This is a genomic window from Variovorax sp. YR216, from assembly GCF_900107745.1.
In the GTDB taxonomy this organism is placed as follows: Bacteria; Pseudomonadota; Gammaproteobacteria; order Burkholderiales; family Burkholderiaceae_C; genus Variovorax.
Window position 1 is genome coordinate 200583 of the sequence record NZ_FNRO01000008.1, and the last position, 19581, is coordinate 220163.

Annotated in this window: 20 protein-coding genes and 1 pseudogene; 6 read left to right on the top strand and 15 right to left on the bottom strand. The window is 67.6% G+C overall.

Annotation, left to right across the window (positions count from 1 at the left end):
* Nucleotides 1-44 precede the first annotated feature (44 nt).
* A complete protein-coding gene (locus BLW05_RS21045; protein ID WP_093165511.1) occupies nt 45-1034 on the bottom strand; it encodes an acrylyl-CoA reductase (NADPH) in 990 nt (329 codons plus the stop codon).
* Between the two features lie 148 nt (nt 1035-1182).
* On the opposite strand from BLW05_RS21045, the gene BLW05_RS21050 reads away from it, so the two are divergent.
* Nucleotides 1183-2985: an NAD(P)/FAD-dependent oxidoreductase gene (locus BLW05_RS21050; protein ID WP_093165512.1), complete on the top strand. Its 1803-nt coding sequence runs from the start codon at nt 1183-1185 to the stop codon at nt 2983-2985.
* Here the strand turns inward: BLW05_RS21050 and BLW05_RS21055 are convergent, their stop codons facing one another.
* The 10 genes from BLW05_RS21055 to BLW05_RS21100 all read right to left on the bottom strand — a co-directional run bounded on the left by BLW05_RS21055 (nt 2986) and on the right by BLW05_RS21100 (nt 12479).
* The gene (locus BLW05_RS21055; RefSeq protein ID WP_093165513.1) at nt 2986-3333 is read right to left on the bottom strand and encodes an FHA domain-containing protein; all 348 of its coding nucleotides are present in this window, start codon (nt 3331-3333) and stop codon (nt 2986-2988) included.
* Nucleotides 3334-3415: 82 nt separating this feature from the next.
* Entirely contained in the window at nt 3416-4093 is a 678-nt protein-coding gene (locus BLW05_RS21060) for a nucleotidyltransferase family protein (protein ID WP_093165514.1), read from the bottom strand.
* Between the two features lies 1 nt (nt 4094).
* Nucleotides 4095-4973, bottom strand: a complete 879-nt coding sequence (locus BLW05_RS21065) for an XdhC family protein (protein ID WP_093165515.1) — start codon at nt 4971-4973, stop codon at nt 4095-4097.
* Nucleotides 4974-5031: 58 nt separating this feature from the next.
* Nucleotides 5032-6198 (bottom strand): vWA domain-containing protein, encoded by a 1167-nt coding sequence (locus BLW05_RS21070; protein WP_093165516.1) that lies wholly within the window; start codon nt 6196-6198, stop codon nt 5032-5034.
* On the bottom strand, nt 6195-7100 hold the full coding sequence (locus BLW05_RS21075; protein ID WP_093165517.1) for an AAA family ATPase: 906 nt from the start codon (nt 7098-7100) through the stop codon (nt 6195-6197). Before BLW05_RS21075 ends, BLW05_RS21070 begins: the two co-directional genes overlap by 4 nt.
* Before the next feature lie 4 nt (nt 7101-7104).
* Entirely contained in the window at nt 7105-7731 is a 627-nt protein-coding gene (locus BLW05_RS21080) for an SRPBCC family protein (RefSeq protein ID WP_093165518.1), read from the bottom strand.
* Nucleotides 7732-7741: 10 nt separating this feature from the next.
* Nucleotides 7742-10156, bottom strand: coding sequence for an aerobic carbon-monoxide dehydrogenase large subunit (locus BLW05_RS21085; RefSeq protein ID WP_093165519.1), 2415 nt, complete (start codon nt 10154-10156; stop codon nt 7742-7744).
* A complete protein-coding gene (locus tag BLW05_RS21090; protein WP_093165520.1) occupies nt 10153-10644 on the bottom strand; it encodes a (2Fe-2S)-binding protein in 492 nt (163 codons plus the stop codon). The genes BLW05_RS21085 and BLW05_RS21090 overlap by 4 nt, the downstream gene beginning before the upstream one ends.
* A 28-nt stretch (nt 10645-10672) precedes the next feature.
* A complete protein-coding gene (locus tag BLW05_RS21095; RefSeq protein ID WP_093165521.1) occupies nt 10673-11536 on the bottom strand; it encodes an FAD binding domain-containing protein in 864 nt (287 codons plus the stop codon).
* Between the two features lie 196 nt (nt 11537-11732).
* Nucleotides 11733-12479, bottom strand: a complete 747-nt coding sequence (locus BLW05_RS21100) for a LytTR family transcriptional regulator DNA-binding domain-containing protein (RefSeq protein ID WP_093165522.1) — start codon at nt 12477-12479, stop codon at nt 11733-11735.
* 106 nt (nt 12480-12585) lie between these two features.
* Between BLW05_RS21100 and BLW05_RS21105 the strand changes: the two genes are divergently transcribed.
* Nucleotides 12586-12813, top strand: coding sequence for an oxidoreductase-like domain-containing protein (locus BLW05_RS21105; protein ID WP_093165523.1), 228 nt, complete (start codon nt 12586-12588; stop codon nt 12811-12813).
* Nucleotides 12814-12825: 12 nt separating this feature from the next.
* Here BLW05_RS21105 and BLW05_RS21110 read toward each other — a convergent pair whose 3' ends face one another.
* A complete protein-coding gene (locus tag BLW05_RS21110) occupies nt 12826-13473 on the bottom strand; it encodes a TetR/AcrR family transcriptional regulator (protein WP_093165524.1) in 648 nt (215 codons plus the stop codon).
* A 115-nt stretch (nt 13474-13588) separates the two neighbouring features.
* Between BLW05_RS21110 and BLW05_RS21115 the strand changes: the two genes are divergently transcribed.
* Together BLW05_RS21115 and BLW05_RS21120 are read left to right on the top strand one after the other, a co-directional pair.
* Nucleotides 13589-14011, top strand: coding sequence for a VOC family protein (locus BLW05_RS21115; RefSeq protein ID WP_093165525.1), 423 nt, complete (start codon nt 13589-13591; stop codon nt 14009-14011).
* Nucleotides 14012-14102: 91 nt separating this feature from the next.
* Nucleotides 14103-14411, top strand: a complete 309-nt coding sequence (locus BLW05_RS21120; protein WP_093165526.1) for a putative quinol monooxygenase — start codon at nt 14103-14105, stop codon at nt 14409-14411.
* Between the two features lie 146 nt (nt 14412-14557).
* On the opposite strand, the gene gap is transcribed toward BLW05_RS21120, so the two are convergent.
* Together gap and tkt are read right to left on the bottom strand one after the other, a co-directional pair.
* Nucleotides 14558-15559: a type I glyceraldehyde-3-phosphate dehydrogenase gene (gap, locus tag BLW05_RS21125; protein WP_093165527.1), complete on the bottom strand. Its 1002-nt coding sequence runs from the start codon at nt 15557-15559 to the stop codon at nt 14558-14560.
* Nucleotides 15560-15604: 45 nt separating this feature from the next.
* Nucleotides 15605-17644, bottom strand: a complete 2040-nt coding sequence (gene tkt, locus BLW05_RS21130; RefSeq protein ID WP_093165528.1) for a transketolase — start codon at nt 17642-17644, stop codon at nt 15605-15607.
* Between the two features lie 101 nt (nt 17645-17745).
* Between tkt and speD the strand changes: the two genes are divergently transcribed.
* Complete coding sequence (speD, locus tag BLW05_RS21135) at nt 17746-18135, top strand: adenosylmethionine decarboxylase (RefSeq protein ID WP_093165529.1); 390 nt, start codon at nt 17746-17748, stop codon at nt 18133-18135.
* A 14-nt stretch (nt 18136-18149) separates the two neighbouring features.
* A complete protein-coding gene (locus tag BLW05_RS21140; RefSeq protein ID WP_093165537.1) occupies nt 18150-18839 on the top strand; it encodes a nucleotidyltransferase family protein in 690 nt (229 codons plus the stop codon).
* Nucleotides 18840-18898: 59 nt separating this feature from the next.
* Here BLW05_RS21140 and BLW05_RS36005 read toward each other — a convergent pair.
* Nucleotides 18899-19581: pseudogene (locus BLW05_RS36005) on the bottom strand (hypothetical protein); the annotation flags it as partial.

Sequence of the window (19581 nt, forward strand, 5' to 3'; positions counted from 1 at the left end):
GCTCGATCCCATGTCAAGGCAAGGGGGCCGATCGATACATCTCGCTACGAAGCGCCGACATCCACCACCACGCGCCCGCGTACCTGCCCGGCGAGCAGCCGTGGCGCGAGCGCGATCACCGCCTCCAGCCCGATGGTTTCGGTGTTGGCTTCCAGCAGGTCTTTCGGCAGCTCGCTCGCCAGACGCTGCCAGGCCGCGAGCCGGCGCGCCTGCGGCGCGTAGACGCTGTCGATGCCCGCCAGCGTGACGCCGCGCAGGATGAAGGGCGCGACGCTCGCCGGCAGATCCAGACCCTGCGCGAGGCCGCATGCGGCCACGGTGCCGCCGTAGCGAAGGCTCGCGCAGACATTGGCAAGCGTATGGCTGCCGACGCTGTCCACCGCGCCGGCCCAGCGCTCTTTCTGCAGCGGCTTGCCCGGTTCGCTGAGCGTGGCGCGATCGATGATTTCGCGCGCGCCGAGCCGGCGCAGGTGCTCGGCCTCGGCGAGCCGGCCGGTGGAAGCGTGCACCTCGAAACCCAGCCTGGCGAGCAGCGCGATCGCGATGCTGCCGACGCCGCCATTCGCGCCGGTGACCAGCACCGGGCCTGAAGAGGGCGTGAGGCCCCGATCCTGCAGCGCCATCACACACAGCATCGCGGTATAGCCGGCGGTGCCGATCGCCATGGTCTGCCGCGCATCCAGGCCCGAAGGCATGGGCACCAGCCAATCCGCCTTGACCCGCGCCTTGCGCGCGAGGCCGCCCCAGTGCGTTTCGCCGACGCCCCAGCCATTGAGCAGCACAGCGTCGCCGGGCTTGTAGCGCGCGTCGGTGCTCCCGGCGACGGTGCCCGCGAAGTCGATGCCGGGCACCATCGGGAACTTGCGCACCACCGGCGACTTGCCGGTGATCGCGAGCGCGTCCTTGTAGTTGACGGTGGAACACGCAACGTCGACAAGCACTTCGCCTTCCGGCAACCGGGCTTCGTCGATGTCGGTCACGACGGCCCTCGTGGCGCCGTCGTCTGCCTTGTCGAGCAGCAGGCCTTTGAACATGCGATCTCCTCGAATGGGTGCGGCCGAGACTGGCACGTTCGCGACCGGCGCGCAAGATGCGCCACCGGCGGCGTTTGACGTCCGCCCGCGAACGGCGTACGGTTGCCGGCCGCCGCCCACACGCAGGTGCGAACGCAGGAGACAACCGATGACCGATCTGTCCGCGCATCCGACGCAGATCGCCAGCGCCTGGCTGGCCGATTTCAACTCCGCACTCGAACGCCAGGACATCGATGCGGCCGTGGCGCTGTTCGACGCAGACAGCTACTGGCGCGACCTTGTTGCCTTCACCTGGAACATCCGCACGCAGGAAGGGCCCGACGCGATACGGGCGATGCTGGATGCGCGTCTTGCCGACACGAAGCCGACTGGCTTTGTGGTCGAAGGCGACGCGACCGAGGCCGATGGGATCGTCGACGCGTGGTTCACCTTCGAGACCGCGGTCGCGCGCGGACGCGGGCACCTGCGGCTGCGCAACGGCAAGGCATGGACGCTGCTCACCACGATGACGGAGCTCAAGGGCTTCGAGGAAAGGAAGGGCGATCGCCGCATCAAGGGCGCGGAGCACGGCGCCAACACGCAGCGCAGGACCTGGCTCGAGAAGCGCGATGACGAAGCGAAGACGCTGGGCTTCACCGAGCAGCCGTACGTCGTGATCGTCGGCGGCGGGCAGGGCGGCATCGCGCTCGGCGCGCGGCTGCGGCGCCTGGGCGTGCCGACGATCATCGTCGAGAAGAACGCACGGCCCGGCGATTCCTGGCGCAAGCGCTACAAGAGCCTGTGCCTGCACGACCCGGTGTGGTACGACCATCTGCCGTACCTGCCGTTCCCGGACGACTGGCCCGTGTTCTCGCCCAAGGACAAGATCGGCGACTGGCTGGAGATGTACACGAAGGTGATGGAGCTCAACTACTGGGGCTCGACCACCGCGAAGAAGGCGCGCTTCAACGAAGCGAAGAAGGAGTGGGAAGTCACGGTCGAACGTGACGGCAAGGAAATCGTGCTGCGGCCGAAGCAGCTCGTGTTCGCGCTCGGCGTGTCGGGCTACCCGAACGTGCCGAAGATCCCTGGCGCGGAAACTTTCGAAGGCGAACAGCACCACTCCAGCGCACACCCCGGGCCCGAAGCCTGGCGCGGCAAGAAGTGCGTGGTGCTCGGATCGAACAACTCGGCGCACGACATCTGCGCCGCGCTGTGGGAGAACGGCGCGGACGTCACGATGATCCAGCGCAGCTCGACGCACATCGCACCTTCCGATTCGCTGATGGAGCTGGCGCTCGGCGGCCTCTATTCCGAAGCAGCGGTGAAGGCCGGCGTGACCACCGACAAGGCGGACCTGATCTTCGCGTCGATCCCCTACAAGATCATGGCGCCGCTGCAGGTGCCGGTGTACGAGGAGATGAAGAAGCGCGATGCCGATCTCTATTCACGACTGGAGAAGGCCGGCTTCCTGCTGGACTTCGGCGTGGACGGCTCGGGCCTCTTCATGAAGTACCTGCGGCGCGGCTCGGGCTACTACATCGACGTGGGTGCTTCGGAGCTGGTGGCCAACGGCAGCATCAAGCTCAGGAGCGGGGTGACGATCGAGCGCATCAATCCCAAATCGGTGACGCTGAGCGACGGCACCGAGCTGCCGGCGGATCTCATCGTGTACGCCACCGGCTACGGTTCGATGAACGGCTGGCTCGCGGACCTGATCTCGCCGGAACTCGCGGACAAGGTCGGCAAGGTCTGGGGACTGGGCTCCGACACGCCCAAGGACCCGGGGCCGTGGGAAGGCGAGTTGCGCAACATGTGGAAGCCCACGCAGGTGCCGCAACTGTGGTTCCACGGCGGCAACCTGCACCAGTCGCGGCACTACTCGCAGTTCCTGTCGCTGCAGCTCAAGGCGCGCATGGAAGGCATTCCGACGCCGGTGTACGAACTGGCGCCGAGCTACCACACGCGCTGATCAGACCAGCGGTCCGCGTTCGGTGATGAGTTCCATGGCCTCGTCGGCGATGCGCTCCTGATCGAACGTGAGGAAGCGGATCCAGTAGCCGGCGATATCGATGTTGTCGCCGTTCACGAGAATTTGCATCTCGATACGCCGCCCGTTCACGAAAGTGCCGTTGCGGCTGCCCAGGTCGCGGATCGTGACGACCGGCCCGTCCGTCGCCAGCGCCGCGTGAAAGCGGCTCACCCGCTGCGAGGCGAGCACGACATGGTTGTGCTCGGCCCGTCCGATGGTCATTTCGGGTTCGGTGACCGGGACCTGCGTGGTCTGGCCCTTGGGGGTCATCAGTATCAGCAATGCCATCGGGATGCGTTCCTCTTCGCACCCCCACACTAGTGGCACAGCCCGTGCGCAACAACGGGGCTGTGTTACAAGCCGTGCGCCCTCAGGTTGCCGTGGCCAGCGCCACCGGCCAGCGAAGCTCGTGGCCCGTGCGCGCGGTGAAGCCCGCGAGGTCCTCGGGCGTATCGATGTCGACGCGGTAGCGCACGTTGTCGGTGTCGAACCATCGAACGCGCTCCGGATGCGCATCTCGCCAACGCCGGCAGGCCGCGTTCGCCTCGCCGGCCAGCCATTCGTCGCGCAGCGCGGCCTCGAAGATCACCGGGTTGCCGGGCTCGCCCGCGACGCGCGGCACCACCATCGAGGCATCGCCGCGCTTCTTGAACGCACCGATGAGGGCGGTGATGTCCTGCGCGTTGATCATCGGCTGGTCGGCCAGCGCGACGATCACCGCATCGAGCCTGGTCGACAGCGCCTGCAGGCCGGTGCGCACCGACGAAGCCTGTCCGTCGTCGGGCGAAGGATTGCGCACCAGCGTGACCGGAAAATCGCGCACCGCCGCCTCGATCGCTTCGGCGTGATGCCCGAGCACCACCACCACTTCGTCGACACCCGCTCCCGACAACGCAATCAACTGCCGCCGGATGAGCGGCACGCCACCGAGTTCGAGCAGCGACTTCGGCCGTCCGCCGAGCCGGCTGCCCGCCCCCGCCGCGAGCAATACCGCACCGATCACCATGCGCGCATACAGGCCGCCGCCGCCTTTGAGGATGCAGCCCATGTCAGTGTCCGCAGCACGATGACTTCACCGCCGGCAGCGGCGGCAACTCGGCCGATGGGCCGCAGCAGCTGGCAGCAGGTTTCGCTTCGGCGCCGTGACGGTGCGACACCACCGCAGCGAGCACCGACAGGGCGATCTCCTCGGGCGTGGTCGCGGGCATCGGATAGCCGGCGGGCGCCACGATCGCCTCGACCGCATCGGCTTGTTCGCCGGCGGCGACGAGCGAGGCCTTCAGCACCTGCGCCTTTTTCGCGCTCGCGACGAAGGAGACCTGCCGCGCTGCGAGTCCGAGCGCGAGGCGCAGCGCCTGCAGGTCGCGCCGCCCCTGCGTCGCGACCACCACCCACGCACCGGGTGCGATCTGCGGCGTGACCATCGCCGGATCGTCGGTCGCGAAGACCTGCCGCGCATCGGGGTACGCACCGGCGTCGGCGTCCTGCGCGACGAGCGTCACTGCGAAGCCCACCCGCGGCGCGAGTTGGGCGAGGCTCGCGGCGACGGGCGACGCGCCGATCACGACGAGCCTTGCCAGCGGCAGGACCGGATCGACGAACAGCTCGAGCGTGCCGCCGGAATGGCAGGCCATGCCGAACTCGAGCACGTCGCCCAGATCCTTTTCTTCGCCTTCGGCGGTGGGCGCGATACGGATGAGCCGTGCATGCCCGTCGGCCAGCACCTGGCGCACCGTGCGCATCACGGCCGGTTGCGCGCAGCCACCGCCGATCCAGCCGTGGAATGCGCCGTCGGCGGTGACCACGGCCTTGTCGCCGGGATGCGCCGATGCGGGCGCGAGCGCCTTGATCACGCTGACGAGCGCGTAAGGCGTGCCGGCCTGTTGCAGCCGGTGCGCGGCATCGAGGACGGTGTCGATCTGGGTCATGGCAACTCCTTCTCCTGGCGGCGAAGACCTCGGTTGGATCGTGTTCGATGACGGTTGTTCATCGCAGGTGGCGCGCGAGTTCGGCGAGGTCGCGCAGGCTGTTCAGCCGCTCGAAGCCTTCGACCAGATTGCCGTGCGCCGCCACGTGCGCAATCGCCTGCGAGGCGGGCGGTTTGTCCGATGGATGGAACCAGCGGATGAGCGCGCCACGCCGCCGCACGTGTGCGAGTTCCTCGGCGAGCCGCTGCGGCTCGTCGGCATCGAAACCGTCGGACAGCACCCAGACCCGTGCATTGCGGGTGAGCTGCGCCCGCGCGTGCACGCGGTGAAAGTCGGCCACGCTGGTCGCGATGCGGGTGCCGCCGCCGAAGTCGGCGGTGACCGCGTTGATCTTCTCCTGCACCGCCGCCGAGTCGCTGCGCAGCAGGGGCGTCACTTCCGCCAGACGGGTGTGGAAGACGAACACGCGCGCGTTCATGGCGGACACGAAGGCGCGCGCGATGCGCAGGAAGAGCTGCGCGTGGGTTTCCATCGAGCGGCTCACATCGACGAGGATGAAGAGCCTCGGCCAGTCGCGGCGCGGGGCGCGCCATACCGGATGCAGCGGCAGGCCGCCGGTGCGCAGGCTCGCACGCAGGGTGCGGCGAACATCGAGGCGGCGGCCCTGCGGGCTGGCTCGCAGGCGGCGGGTGAGCCGCCTGTGCAGGCGCCGCGCGATGCGTTCCGCGAGACGCTCGAGTTCGGAGAGGTCCTGCGGCAGCCACTGCGAAAACGACCGGTCGTGCAGCGCGTCGGTGCGGCTCGCGCCGCCTTGCGCTCGGTCACGGCTTTCCTCTTGCGGCAGGGCGGCAGGCGGGTGCAGTGCGCTGTCGGAAGTCGACGGGCGCGCCTGCGGCGAGGCGGCGTCGAGTTGCTCGTGCAGGCTCTTCACCACCTGCGGCAGGTGGCGGCTCGGGCGCGTCGCGCCGCTCAGCCGCGTCTTCCCCTTGACACGATCGGGGTGCCAGTAGGCGTCGAACAGTTCCGGCCAGCGGCGCCAGTCGCGCGCGTCATGGCAGGCGATCGAGCGCCACGCCGCGTCGAGCCGCGCGGCGCGCTCGACCGGCACCCGCAGGGCGGCTTGCACCATCGCCTGCTGCTCCGCGATGCCGACCGTGAGGCCGTGGTCGCGCAGCAGCGCCGCGAAGCCGGCAATGCTGTCGAGCGGTCGAGCGAGTGTGTTCATGTGGGTTGCGGCGCCTTCTCGGCGACGCCGACCGTGCGCCGGCCTTCGATGAGCTGCCGCACCCGCTCCTCGCCGAGCTGGAAGCGGTCCTCGCGCGTCTTGAGCAGGCAGGCCAGCGTGCCCGCGAGCGCATGCGGATCGTCCGGCAGAGCCTTGAAGTCGAGACGGTGCAGCGCGCGCACCCAATCCAGCGTCTCGGCGATGCCGGGCACCTTTTCCAGGTCCTCGCGCCGCAGGCGCTGCACGAAGGCCACCGCCTGCTCGATCAGGGCGCTCTCGGCCTGCGGCAGCGTGGCGCGCACGATCGCGATCTCGCGCGCAAGCGTCGGGTACTCGAGGTAGTGATAGAGACAGCGCCGCCGCAGCGCATCAGAGAGCTCGCGCGTGCCGTTGCTGGTCAGCACCACCTGCGGCACGTGCTTCGCGCGCAGGGTGCCGAGCTCGGGCACGGTGATCTGGTAGTCGGCCAGCACTTCGAGCAGGAAGGCTTCGAATGCCTCGTCGGCGCGGTCGATCTCGTCGATGAGCAGCACGCAGGGCGCATCGCTCGAGATGGCCTGCAGCAGCGGGCGTTCGAGGAGGTAGTCGCGCGCGAAGAGATCGGCTTCCTTCATGCCCTGCGGCTGGGTCTCGTGAAGGCGGATCGCGAGCAGTTGCCGGCCGTAGTTCCACTCGTAGGCGGCCTGCGAGAGGTCCAGCCCTTCGTGGCACTGCAGGCGTACCAGCGCGCGGCCCTGGGCACGTGCAAGCGCATCCGCGAGCGAGGTCTTGCCGACGCCGGCATCGCCTTCGACCAGCAGCGGCCGCTGCAACTCGGCCGCCAGCCACAGCGTGGTGGCGAGCGCCTCGTCGGCGATGTAGCCGGCGCGGTGCAGGGATTCGCGCAGCTCGGCTTCGGTCATGGGATCAGGTTCGCTTGCCGCCGCGCCCCGCGAACCAGCCTTTGACGAGGGCCCACAGCATCGCGAGTGCGTTGAGCTCGCGCTGCCTGGGTGGCGCGACAGATGCGGCGGAGGCGGCGGAGGCGGCGGGCTCGGGTGCACCCGCAGGCGCGGCATCGTCGCTGGCAGGCCCCGGCAGCCCCGCCGCGACAACACGGAAGTTGTCGACGAACTGCACGAGCAGCATGTCGGAGACCGGCACCAGCAGACGGCTGCCGAACTGCGCGAACTTGCCGCTGACTGTGACGACCGCCTGCCCGGCCAGCACCGACGTGGCCGGCGTTTCGCCGGGCTCGATGGTCGCGCCCAGTTCCATCGATGCGGACGAGCCGCTGCGGTCGGCACCCTTGCCGAGCATGCGCAGCTTCTTCGCCGCGTCATCGAGTTCGAGCACTTCGATGTCGCCCGCGAAGGCCGCGTTGGCAGGGCCGACCTTGACCTTCACGTTGCCCTTGTAGTGCGTGTCGTCGACCTGTTCGGTGATTGCCGCGCCGGGCATCAGGCCGGCCACGGTCTTGACGTCGCGCAGCACCTGCCACGCGCGAGCTGCGTCCACATCGAGCGGATAGCGTTTGTCGAGCTTGACTTCCATCGTGTCCTTCTCAGAGAGCGACGCCGCTCTTTTTCAATTGCTGCCAGACGCGATAAGCGCTGTGCGGCATGACCATGTGCTTGACGCCGAGATGCGCAAAGGCATCGACCACCGCCGAAGTGAAGGTCGGGATCGAGCCGACATGCGGCGATTCGGCCACGCCTTTCGCGCCGAGCGGATGATGCGGCGACGGCGTCACGGTGTGGTCCGTCTCCCACTTGGGCGTTTCGACCGCGGTGGGCAGGAAGTAGTCCATCAGCGTGTTGCCGAGCAGGTTCCCCTGCGCGTCGAACGGCATCTGCTGGCCCATCGCGACCGCGAAGCCTTCGGTCAGCCCACCGTGGATCTGCCCTTCGATGATCATCGGATTGATGCGCGTGCCGCAGTCGTCGAGCGCATAGAAGCGGCGCACCTTGGTCTCGCCGGTGCCGCGGTCGATGTCGACCACACACAGGTAGATGCCGAAGGGGAAGGTGAAGTTGGGCGGGTCGTAGTAGTGCACCGCTTCCAGGCCGGGTTCCAGCCCGGGTGGCGCCTGGTGGTAGGCGGCCCAGCAGATGTCCTTCATGGTCTTGAACTTCGCGTCGTCGCCCTTGACCTTGAAGCGGTCGATCTCCCAGTCGAGATCGGCCTCGCCGACTTCGAGCAGGTGCGCGGCGATCTTGCGCGCCTTGGCGTGGATCTTCCTCGCCGCCAGTGCGATGGCCGCGCCGGCCACGGGCGTGGAACGCGAGCCATAGGTGCCGAGGCCGTAGGGCGCGGTGGAGGTGTCGCCTTCCTCGACCTGGATGACCTCGGAGGGCAGCCCGAGTTCGGTCGCGATGATCTGCGCGTAGGTGGTCTGGTGCCCCTGGCCCTGCGTGATGGTGCCCATGCGCGCGATGGCGCTGCCGGTGGGGTGCACGCGGATCTCGCAGCTGTCGAACATGCCGACGCCGAGGATGTCGCACATCTTGCTCGGCCCGGCGCCGACGACTTCGGTGAACGAGACCAGGCCGATGCCCATCAGCGTGGGGCAGTCGGAGTCGGCGCGCTTGGCGGCCTGCTCGGCGCGCAGGGCCTTGTAGTCGCAGGCGTCGAGCACCTTCTGCAGGGCGGTGTGGTAGTCGCCCGAGTCGTACTCGAAGCCGAAGGGCGAGGCGTACGGGAACTGCTCCTTTCGGATGAAGTTCTTCGCGCGGATCTCGGCCTTGTCCATGCCCAGCTTCTGCGCCAGGATGTCCACCATGCGTTCGATGAGGTACACCGCCTCGGTCACGCGGAAGGAGCAGCGGTAGGCCACGCCGCCCGGTGCCTTGTTCGTGTAGACGCCCTTCACGCTGCACCACGCCGCCGCGATGTCGTAGGAACCCGAGCAGATGTGGAAGAGGCCCGCCGGGTACTTGGTCGGGTCGGCGCAGGCATCGAAGGCGCCGTGGTCCGCTATCACGTTCACGCGCAGGCCGAGGATCCTGCCGTCCTGCGTGGCGGCGAGCTCGCCGTCCATGTGGTAGTCCCGCGCGAAGGCGGTGCTGGAGATGTTCTCGATGCGGTCCTCGATCCACTTCACCGGCTTGCCGAGCACGATGCTCGCGACGATCGCGCACACATAGCCCGGATACACGCCCACCTTGTTGCCGAAGCCGCCGCCGATGTCGGGCGAAACGATGCGGATCTTCGATTCGGGCAGCCCCGACAGCAGCGACACCACCGTGCGCACCACGTGCGGCGCCTGCGAGGTCATGTAGGTGGTGAGCTCGCCGCGGACCGGGTCGAAGCTCGCGACGCAGCCGCAGGTTTCGAGCGGACAGGGGTGCACGCGCGGATAGAAGATGCGCTCGGCCACGGTCACCGGTGCACTGGCGAAGGCAGCGTCGGCCGCGGCCTTGTCGCCGGCCTCCCAGGTGAAGATGTGGTTGTGATGGTCGCGCTTTCCGTGCGCGCCTTCGGTCTTGCCCGCCAGGTCTTCGCGGAGCACCGGCGCGCCCGGTTCAAGCGCGGCGAAGGGATCGATCACCACAGGCAGTTCCTCGTACTCGACCTGCACCGCTTCGACGCCGTCGGCGGCCGCGTAGCGATCCTCCGCGATGACGACTGCGACTTCCTGCATCTGGAAGTGCACCTTCTCGTCGGCGAGCACCGCCTGCACATCGCCGGCAAGCGTCGGCATCCAGTGCAGCTTGAGCGGCTTGAGGTCGTCCGCGGTCAGCACCGCGATCACGCCCGGCACTTTCAGCGCCTCGGTCTTGTCGATCTTCTTCACGCGGGCATGCGCGAGCGGTGAACGCACGATGTCCATGTGCAGCATGCCGGGCATCTTGATGTCGTCGACGTAGTTGCCCTTGCCCTGGATGAAGCGGGCGTCTTCCTTGCGCAGCCGGCTGTCGCCGAGGCCTTGCAGCGCAGCACTGCGTTCGAGCAGTGCGGGGTCGATCGGGGCGTTCATGCGGCCACCTTTTCGGTTTGCTGGAGCTTCGCGGCCGCGTGCAGCACGGCTTTGACGATGTTCTGGTAGCCGGTGCACCGACAGAGGTTGCCGCTCATGCCGGCGCGGACTTCCTCTTCCGTCGGGTTCGGGTTCTCCTGCAGGAAGCGGTAGGCCCGCATCAGCATCCCCGGCGTGCAGAAGCCGCATTGCAGGCCGTGCTGCGTGTAGAAGCCCTCCTGCACCGCATGCAGCACCGCCCCCTGCGCAAGCCCTTCGACGGTGAGCACGTCGGAGCCTTCGCACTGCACCGCGAGGTGCGTGCAGCTCTTGACCGACTGGCCGTCGAGGTCGACGGTGCAGGCGCCGCAATGCGACGTCTCGCAACCGATGTGCGCGCCGGTGAGCTGGCATTCCTCGCGCAGGAAGTGCACCAGCAGCATGCGCGGCTCGACCGCCTTCTCGACGCGCCTGCCGTTGACGTTCATGTGAACGAGTTGCTTGGTCATGAGTTGGGTCTCCGTCGTTCCGGTTCGTCTATTGGCAGCGTGCGGCGGCCTTCGCGATTGCGCGGCGGACCATCTGGCCGGCCATCGCGATCTTGTAGTCGCGGTCGCCGCGCAGGTCATCGACCGGGTCGCAGATCGCCATCGCCTTCGCGGCGGCGTCGGCCATGGATGCGGCATCGAGCGGCTTGCCGATCAGCGCGGCTTCGGCGTCCGCGGCACGCAGCGCCGTCGGTGCGAGATTGGTGAGCGCGATGCGTGCGTGGCTGACATTGGCGCCGTCCATGCGCAACACCACGGCGGCGGCGGCCGTGGCCCAGTCGCCGGTCTTGCGCTTGAGCTTCTGGTACGCATAGCCAGTCTTCGGCGCGAAGGCAGCCACGCGGATCTCGACCAGGATTTCGTCCTCCGCCATGTCGGTCATGTACGTGCCCTGGAAGAAGGCTTCGGCCTTCACTTCGCGCCGGCCCTTGGGGCCTTCGAGCACGAAAACCGCATCGAGCGCGATCGAGAGCGCCGGATGGTCGTTGGCCGGATCGCCGTGGGCGATGTCGCCGCCGATGGTGCCGCGGTTGCGCACCTGCGGGTCGGCGATTTGCTGCGCCGCTTCGGGCAGCAGCGGGACTTTCTGCCACAACAGAGGCGAACGGATGAGTTCGTTCTCGACGGTCATCGCGCCGATCACGACCGCCCCGCCGTCCTCGCGGATGCCACGAAGCGCGTCGATGCGGTTCAGGTCGATGAGGTGCGTCGGCTGCGCGAAGCGCAGCTTCATCATCGGCAGCAGGCTGTGACCGCCGGCCAGCAGCTTGGCGTCGCCGCCGAGCGTGCCCAGGAGCTGGATGGCATCGCCCACCGAGCGGGGCGCGTGATAGTCGAATCCGGAGGGAATCATCGTGCCTGTCTCCTGTTGTTCTGACGCGCAGCGCGTGCCGGGCCCGGGTTTGCGGGTCGGCGGATAAGTTAGTTCCAGCGCGCGAAAGACAGCGATTTGCCGCACGAAGGTCGGCGGTGCGTGCACGAAATGCGCCTCCGCTGCATGAAATGCGTCGGGCCGCGATGCGGAGCGGGCGCGCCCGGCTCGCGCCGGATCAGCCGCGCAAGGCCTCGATCTCCGCGATACCGAGCTGCTCCAGCAGCCGCGGGACGCTGGTGCGCGCGACCGGCAGCGGGGTCGCTTCCCCGCGCAGCTTGAGGCTGACCTTGCCGTCGTCACGCAGGATCTGCTCCGCGTAGTCGAGGTTGGCGAGGTAGCTGCGATGAATGCGCAGGAACGACACGCCGTCGAGCCGCTCGGCCAGATCGCTGATGTTGAGGTTGCAGAAGCTCGACCCCTGCGCGGTGCTGACCCAGGTGTAGTGGCCCTCCGCGCGTATGTAAGTCACCGCCTCGATGTCGACCAGCACGATGCGGTTCTGCGACACGGTCGGGATCTTCTGCAGCTGCCGCTTGGCCTGCGGCTTCTGCACCGCCGGCTCCTCGCCGGCCACGAGCTCGGTGATGTCATAGAAGATCAGTGTGTAGCTCGCGGTGTCGCCGCGAAGGTCCGACAGCTTCGCGACCTTGATGAGCAGCACCCTTTCGGGGATGTTGATGATCATCGTCATCGGCGGCGGATTGCTCACCGGGCATTCGGCCTGGTCGAGCAGGAACTTGACCTTCGGCTGCGAGCGCTCGGGGTGGAACGACAGCACCATCTTCTCGAACGGTTCCTTGTCTTCGACTGGCAGTACCCGGCGAGCGAAGCTGTTCATCGCGACGACGCGCAAGTCGCGGTCGAGCTGGACCACCCCGACGTCCGAGCGCTCGAGCAAGTACAGGGGGCTGCGACTTTGCATGCGTGTCTCCGTGGTCCGGGCCTGGATGGCCGGTGGTCCGATTGAAGCACTGTTGCGCGGCGTTGCGCAGGGGGGTGAGCCCGCAGCCCTGGGCTAGCATCGACGCGTGGTCCTGCCTGAACTCATCGATGCCGCCTCTGCCCGCGAACTGACGCAGCGGCTCGGCGATCGCCTTCGCAACGAGGGCATCGCCGGCTTCCGCGCGCCGCCGCCGGAACCCACCACTTGCTGCGGACGGGGTTGCAACGGCTGCGTCTGGGAGGGCTACTTCGCGGCGCTCGGATGGTGGCGCGACGATGCGCTGGAGCTGCTCACGCAGGCGCGAGGCGTCTAGGGCTCGTTCGCCCTAGAGGCCTTTCTCGACCATGTCCAGCAGGCGCTGCCCGAGTGCATCGACCTGCGCACGCGGCAACCCGCGCAAGGGACCGTCGATGACGAGCATCGCCAGGCCGTGGACCGCAGACCACGCCAGGTATTCAGCGCCCGGACGACGCGAGGCCGGCATGGCGCCGGCTTCGACGAGGCGATCGAGCGCGGCACCGAGGAGCTGGAAGGGATTGAGCCCGCTGTCGCCGCTCTTGGCCTGATCGGGTTGCGCCCCGACGTCCACCTGCGTCGCGAAGGCGGTGCGGAAGAGGCCGGTTTCCAACTGCGCGAAGCGCAAGTAGCCGGTGCCCACTGCGCGTACGCTCGCGCGCGCGAAGGCAACCTGATCGCGCGTCGGGCTCAGCGTGGCGAGCTCGGTCTCCATCGCGCGCGCGACTGCGGCCAGCGCGGCCGCCCTGACCGCCTGCAGGAGCGCCTGCCGGTTTTCGAAGTGCCGATAGGCCGCATTGGGAACCACACCCGCGCGCCGCGTCGCCTCGCGCAGCACCACGGCCTCGGGGCCGCCATCGCGTGCCAGCTCGACGCCCGCCTGGAGCAGTGCGCGCCGGAGATCGCCATGGCGGTAGGTGCTGCGCGCAGGCGGTGCGGAGGTGGCCCGGATGGTCATGCGGTCTTTCATGTGGACAGCGTCCATTATCTTTGCTATGGTCTTGTGGACGTTGTACACAAACGCAACGGTTTCCCCATTCGATCTTCTCCATCCCATCGAAAAGGAGTTCTCCATGCAGGTCCAGCCCTATCTGATGTTCAACGGCCGCTGCGAAGAAGCGCTCGAGTTCTACAAGAAGACGCTCGGCGCGCAGGTCACGATGCTGATGCGTTTCAGCGAGAGCCCGGAACCGCCGCCGCCCGGATGCGCCCCGGTCGACGGGCAAAAGATCATGCACTCGGCCTTCACGGTCGGCGAATCGACCGTGATGGCGTCCGACGGGATGACCGTGGACGGCAAGCCGGTGTTCCAGGGCATTTCCCTCTCGCTGGTCGCAAAGGACGAGGCGGAAGCCAGGCGCCTCTTCGACGGGCTGGGCAACGGCGGCCAGGTGCAGATGCCACTGGGGAAGACCTTCTTCTCGCCGGCGTTCGGCATGCTGGCGGACCGCTTCGGCGTGTCCTGGATGGTCGTGGTGATGCAGGACCCGGCCTGATCGCGGCGCGCCTCCGAGGCGACAGGCGCGGGCGGCCGGCTGCCCGTACATTCGGCGGTTCCATCCCTGAGAACCCAAGGAGCAACCGCCCATGATTCACGTCGTCGCCGTCATCACCGCCAAGCCCGGCCAACGCGACAAGATCCTCGAGGCCTACCGCGCCAACCGGCCGGCCGTGCTGGCCGAGGAAGGCTGCATCGAATACACCGCCACCGTGGACGCGGCCGGAATGCCCGCTTCAAAGGGCACCTTCGGACCGGACACCTTCGTGGTGGTCGAGAAATGGGCAACGCTCGCCGCGCTGCAGGCCCACGCCGCCGCCCCGCACATGGCCGCCTACGGCGCCAAGACCAAGGAATGGACCGAGAGCCGCGTGATCCACGTCCTGGAACCCGCCTGATCCACAGCCCCAAAGCAAAAAAGCGCGCCCTCGGGCGCGCTTTTTCGTTCGCAGGCTCCCGCGGAACCGGCTCCGCCGGGCCGCCGGGTGCGCCCCCTTGAGGGGGTGCAGAGCCACACGAAGTGGGCGAGGCTAGGGGTGGTCCGTTACTTCGAAATGACTCGGACCATCTCGAGGCACTTGTTCGAGTAGCCCCACTCGTTGTCGTACCAGCTCACGAGCTTGACGAAGGTGCCGTCGAGCGCAATGCCGGCTTCGGCGTCGAAGATCGAGGTGCGCGGGTCGCCGCGGAAGTCGGTGGCGACGACCTTGTCCTCGGTGTAGCCCAGCACGCCCTTGAGCGCGCCTTCGCTCTGCGCCTTCATCTCGGCGCAGATTTCCTTGTAGGTGGCGGCGTTCTCGAGTTCCACCGTGAGGTCGACCACCGACACGTCGGAGGTCGGCACGCGGAAGCTCATGCCCGTGAGCTTCTTGTTCAGCTCGGGGATCACCACGCCCACGGCCTTGGCGGCGCCGGTGCTCGACGGGATGATGTTCTCGAGGATGCCGCGGCCGCCGCGCCAGTCCTTGTTGCTCGGGCCGTCGACGGTCTTCTGCGTCGCGGTGGCGGCGTGCACGGTGGTCATCAGGCCGCGCTTGATGCCCCACTTGTCGTTGAGCACCTTGGCGAGCGGCGCCAGGCAGTTCGTCGTGCAGCTGGCGTTGCTGATGATCGCTTCGCCCGCGTACTTCTTGTCGTTCACGCCGTAGACGAACATGGGGGTGTCGTCCTTGCTCGGGGCCGACAGCAGCACCTTCTTGGCGCCGGCGTCGATGTGCTTCTGCGCGGTTTCCTTGGTGAGGAAGAGGCCGGTGGATTCGAGCACGATGTCCGCGCCGACTTCGTTCCACTTCAGTTGCGCGGGGTCGCGCTCCTGCGTCAGGCGGATCTTCTTGCCGTTGACGATCAGCGTGTTGCCTTCGACATTGATCTCGCCCTGGAAGCGGCCGTGCACCGAGTCGTACTGGAGCATGTAGGCCAGGTACTCGGGTTCGAGCAGGTCGTTGATCGCGACGATCTCGATGTCGTTCTTGAAGTTCTGCACCGCGGCGCGAAGCACGTTGCGACCGATGCGACCGAAGCCGTTGATACCGAGTTTGATAGCCATGTCATTTGCTCCTGGATGATTGAAAACCGAAAGAGGCGATCGAGATCAGCGCTTGAGCGCCGCTTCGACCGTGGCAGCGACGTTTTCTGCCGTGAACCCGAAATGCTTGAACAGCACGCCCGCGGGTGCCGATTCACCATAGGTGTCGATGCCGACGACGGCGGCGACACCGTACTTCCACCAGCCGTCCGTGGCGCCCATTTCCACGGCGATGCGCGGCGTTCCCTGGGGCAGGACGCTCTTCTTGTAGTCGATGCTCTGGCGGTCGAAGGTGGTGGTCGAAGGCATGGAGACCACGCGCACCGGGATCTTCTTCGCGGCCAGCAGTTCCTGGGCCTTGAGCGCCAGTTGCACTTCGGAGCCGGTCGCGATGATCACGGCCTTGGCCTTCTTGCCCTGGAGCGGCTCGGCCAGCACGTAGGCGCCCTTGCTGATGTCGCTCAGGTCGCTCTTGGGCGAGTAGGGCAGGTTCTGGCGCGACAGCAGCAGCGCGGTCGGGCGGCTGGCGTTCTGCAGCGCGACGGCCCAGGCCACGGCGGTCTCGGCCGTGTCGCCGGGGCGCCAGACATCGAGGTTCGGGATCAGGCGCAGCGACGCGGCGTGCTCGATCGACTGGTGCGTCGGGCCGTCTTCGCCGAGGCCGATGGAGTCGTGCGTGAAGACGTGGATCACGCGCTGCTTCATCAGCGCCGCCATGCGGATCGCATTGCGGCTGTAGTCGCTGAAGGTCAGGAAGGTGCCGCCGTACGGGATGTAGCCGCCATGCAGCGCCACGCCGTTCATGATGGCCGCCATGCCGAACTCGCGCACGCCGTAGTTGATGTGGCGACCCGGCAGGCCGTCGGGGAACTGCTCGTTGCCTTCGCTGCGCACCACCGCACCCTTGTCGTCGAAACGCAGGCTCGGCGTGCTCTTGGTGTTGGTGAGGTTCGAGCCGGTCAGGTCGGCGCTGCCGCCGAGGAGTTCGGGCAATGCGGCGGTGAAGGCTTCGAGCGCGAGCTGCGACGCCTTGCGCGACGCGACCGTCTCGGCCTTGGTGTGCGCAGCGACGATCGTGTCCAGGGCTGTCTGGTGGAAGTTCTTCGGCAGCTCGCCCTTCATGCGGCGGGTGAACTCGTTCGCGAGATCGGGGTACGCCTGTGCGTAGGCTGCGAACTTCTCGTTCCAGGCGGCCTCGGCCTTCACGCCGGCGGCCTTGGCATCCCACTCCTGGTAGACCGCCTCGGGCAGTTCGAAGGGCGCATGCGTCCACTGCAGCGCGCTGCGGGTCAGGCCGATCTCGTCGGCGCCGAGCGGCTCGCCGTGGGCCTTGGCGGTGTTGGCGCGGTTCGGGCTGCCCTTGCCGATCTGCGTCTTGCAGATGATGAGGGTCGGCCTGTCGTCGTGCTTCTTGGCCTTCTCGATGGCCTTCGACACGTCCTTGGTGTCATGGCCGTCGATCGGGCCGATCACGTGCCAGCCGTAGGCCTTGAAGCGCTCCTCGGTGTTGTCGATGAACCAGGGCTTGACCGGGCCGTCGATGGAAATGCCGTTGTCGTCGTACAGCGCGATCAGCTTGCCGAGCTTCCATGCGCCGGCCAGCGCCGCGGCTTCGTGGCTGATGCCTTCCATCAGGCAGCCGTCGCCGAGGAAGGCGTAGGTGTGATGGTCGACGATGTCGTGGCCCTTGCGGTTGAATTCCGAAGCCAGCAGCTTCTCGGCGAGGGCGAAGCCGACCGCGTTGGTGATGCCCTGGCCCAGCGGGCCGGTGGTGGTCTCGACGCCGGGGGTGATGCCGGTTTCCGGGTGACCGGCAGTCTTGCTGTGCAGTTGGCGGAAGTGCTTCAGCTCTTCGATCGGAAGGTCGTAGCCCGTGAGATGCAGCACCGCGTAGATGAGCATCGAGGCATGGCCGTTCGACAGCACGAAACGATCGCGATCGAACCAGTGCGGATTGGCCGGGTTGTGCTTGAGATGTTCGCCCCACAGCGCGACGGCCATGTCGGCCATTCCCATGGGTGCGCCCGGATGCCCCGAGTTTGCGAGTTGTACGGCATCCATTGCCAACGCGCGGATCGCGTTGGCCATCAAGGCTTGGTTGGCCATCTGTGGCTTCCTGGGAGCAAGTTAGGGGGAACCCGGCATTTTAGCGGGCGAGGTCGCGCCCCCTCCCGGCGGCCCGCCGATGGGCTGCTAGAGTGCCGGCCATGCATGGATTGCACCTCACCGCCGATCTGCACGATTGCCGTTGCGCGGCGCACTGGCTGCTCGACGCGCAGGCGCTTGGCGCGGCCTGCGTCGATGCGGCGGAATCGGCCGGCCTCCAGGTGGTCGGCGAGCTCTTTCACGCCTTCCCGGCCACATCGCAAGGGCCAGGGGGCGTCACGGCCACGGTGTTGCTCGCCGAATCGCATCTGTGCGTTCACACCTGGCCCGAGCAACGCGGCGTGACGCTCGATGTCTACGTGTGCAATTTTGGCGGCGACCATTCGGCGAAGGCGAGGGCGGTGATGGATTCGCTGGAGGCGCTCTTCGAGCCCCATCACGCCGAGCGGCAAGCCTTGCAGCGCGGCTCGATCAAGGCCGAAGCCGCATGACGAACGTGAAAGCGATGATCCTCGCCGCCGGGCGCGGCGAGCGCATGAGGCCGCTGACGGACGCCTTGCCCAAGCCACTGCTCGAAGTCGCGGGCAAGCCCCTGATGCAATGGCCCATCGAGGCGCTGGCCGCCGGCGGGTTCACGGAGCTTGTGGTCAACACCGCGTGGCTCGGCGAGCAGATCCCGGCGCGCTTGGGCGATCGGTTCGGCGGATGCACCATCGCCTATTCGCACGAGGGCATGGATTTCGGCGGGGCGCTCGAAACCGCCGGCGGCATCGTTCGCGCGCTGCCGATGCTGGGTGACGTCTTCTGGGTCGCCGCGGGTGATGTGTTCGCGCCGGATTTCCGCTTCACGCGCGAGGCGGTGGAACGGTTCGTGGCGAGCGGGCATCTCGCCCATCTGTGGCTGGTGCCGAACCCGGCGCACAACCCGAAGGGTGACTTCGGCATCGCCGACGACGGTCGCGCGCTGGGCGAGGCTTCGCGGAAGTACACCTTCTCGACGATCGCGCTGTACCGTGCCGCGTTTTTCGCACCCCCGCTCTGCGACATCGAAACCGGGAATCCGCTAGGCATCAAGGCGGCTTTGGCGCCGCTGCTGCGTGCTGCAATGGGATCCGGCCTCGTCGGTGCGGAGCTCTACACCGGGCGCTGGGCCGATGTCGGCACGCCCGAACGGCTGGCCGAGCTGAACAGATAGAAAAACGGCCCGCTCGAAGCGGGCCGTTTCGTTCCACAGTGCCTGTCGCGAAGCGCGTGTCAGGGCACGTTCGACGAATTCATCTGGAAGGGCTTGCCGGGCAGCGCCATCGCACCGCCGTATTCGGCCGCGGCACCGTTGATCGCGTTGATCGCGCAGCCGGTCGGCCACGGGCAGAGTCCGCCGTCAGCGAAGGTCACCTGGCCGTAGCGGTAGTTGCGCACCGCCTTGCCCGTGTAGTCGAGCGCGCTCAGCACGTAGTTCTCGTTGGAGAAGTTGTCCGAATCCTCCACCGCGATCAGGTCCTTCATCTCGCTGTGCTGGATCGTGCGCACGATGCTGCCGCTGTTGCCGTTCGAGGCGAAGCGCACCCAGTTGATCTTGTTGTCGCCACGGGAGGCCACGATGACCTGCTGGCTGCCCGCATCGAGGCTGGTATTGGTCGGTTCACCCTTGGAGGTCGCAAGCGACGTCGGGTTGCGGCCGATGCCCGTCACGGTGCCCACTTCGGCGATGTTGCTCGCCGGCGGATTGGCCGTCATGTTGTAGCCGTCACCCGGCGCGAAGCCATTCAGGCTGTAGATGTGCAGCGTGCCGTCCTGCGTCGCGACCCAGGCCCGCGTCGCGTAGCGCTCGGAGACCGTGGTCTTCACCGCGGTCGGACGCGCGCCCAGCGACACCGTCTTGACCACCGTCGGCTTCTGCGAGGCTTGCACGTCGAAGGTGAACGGCCACTGGTTGG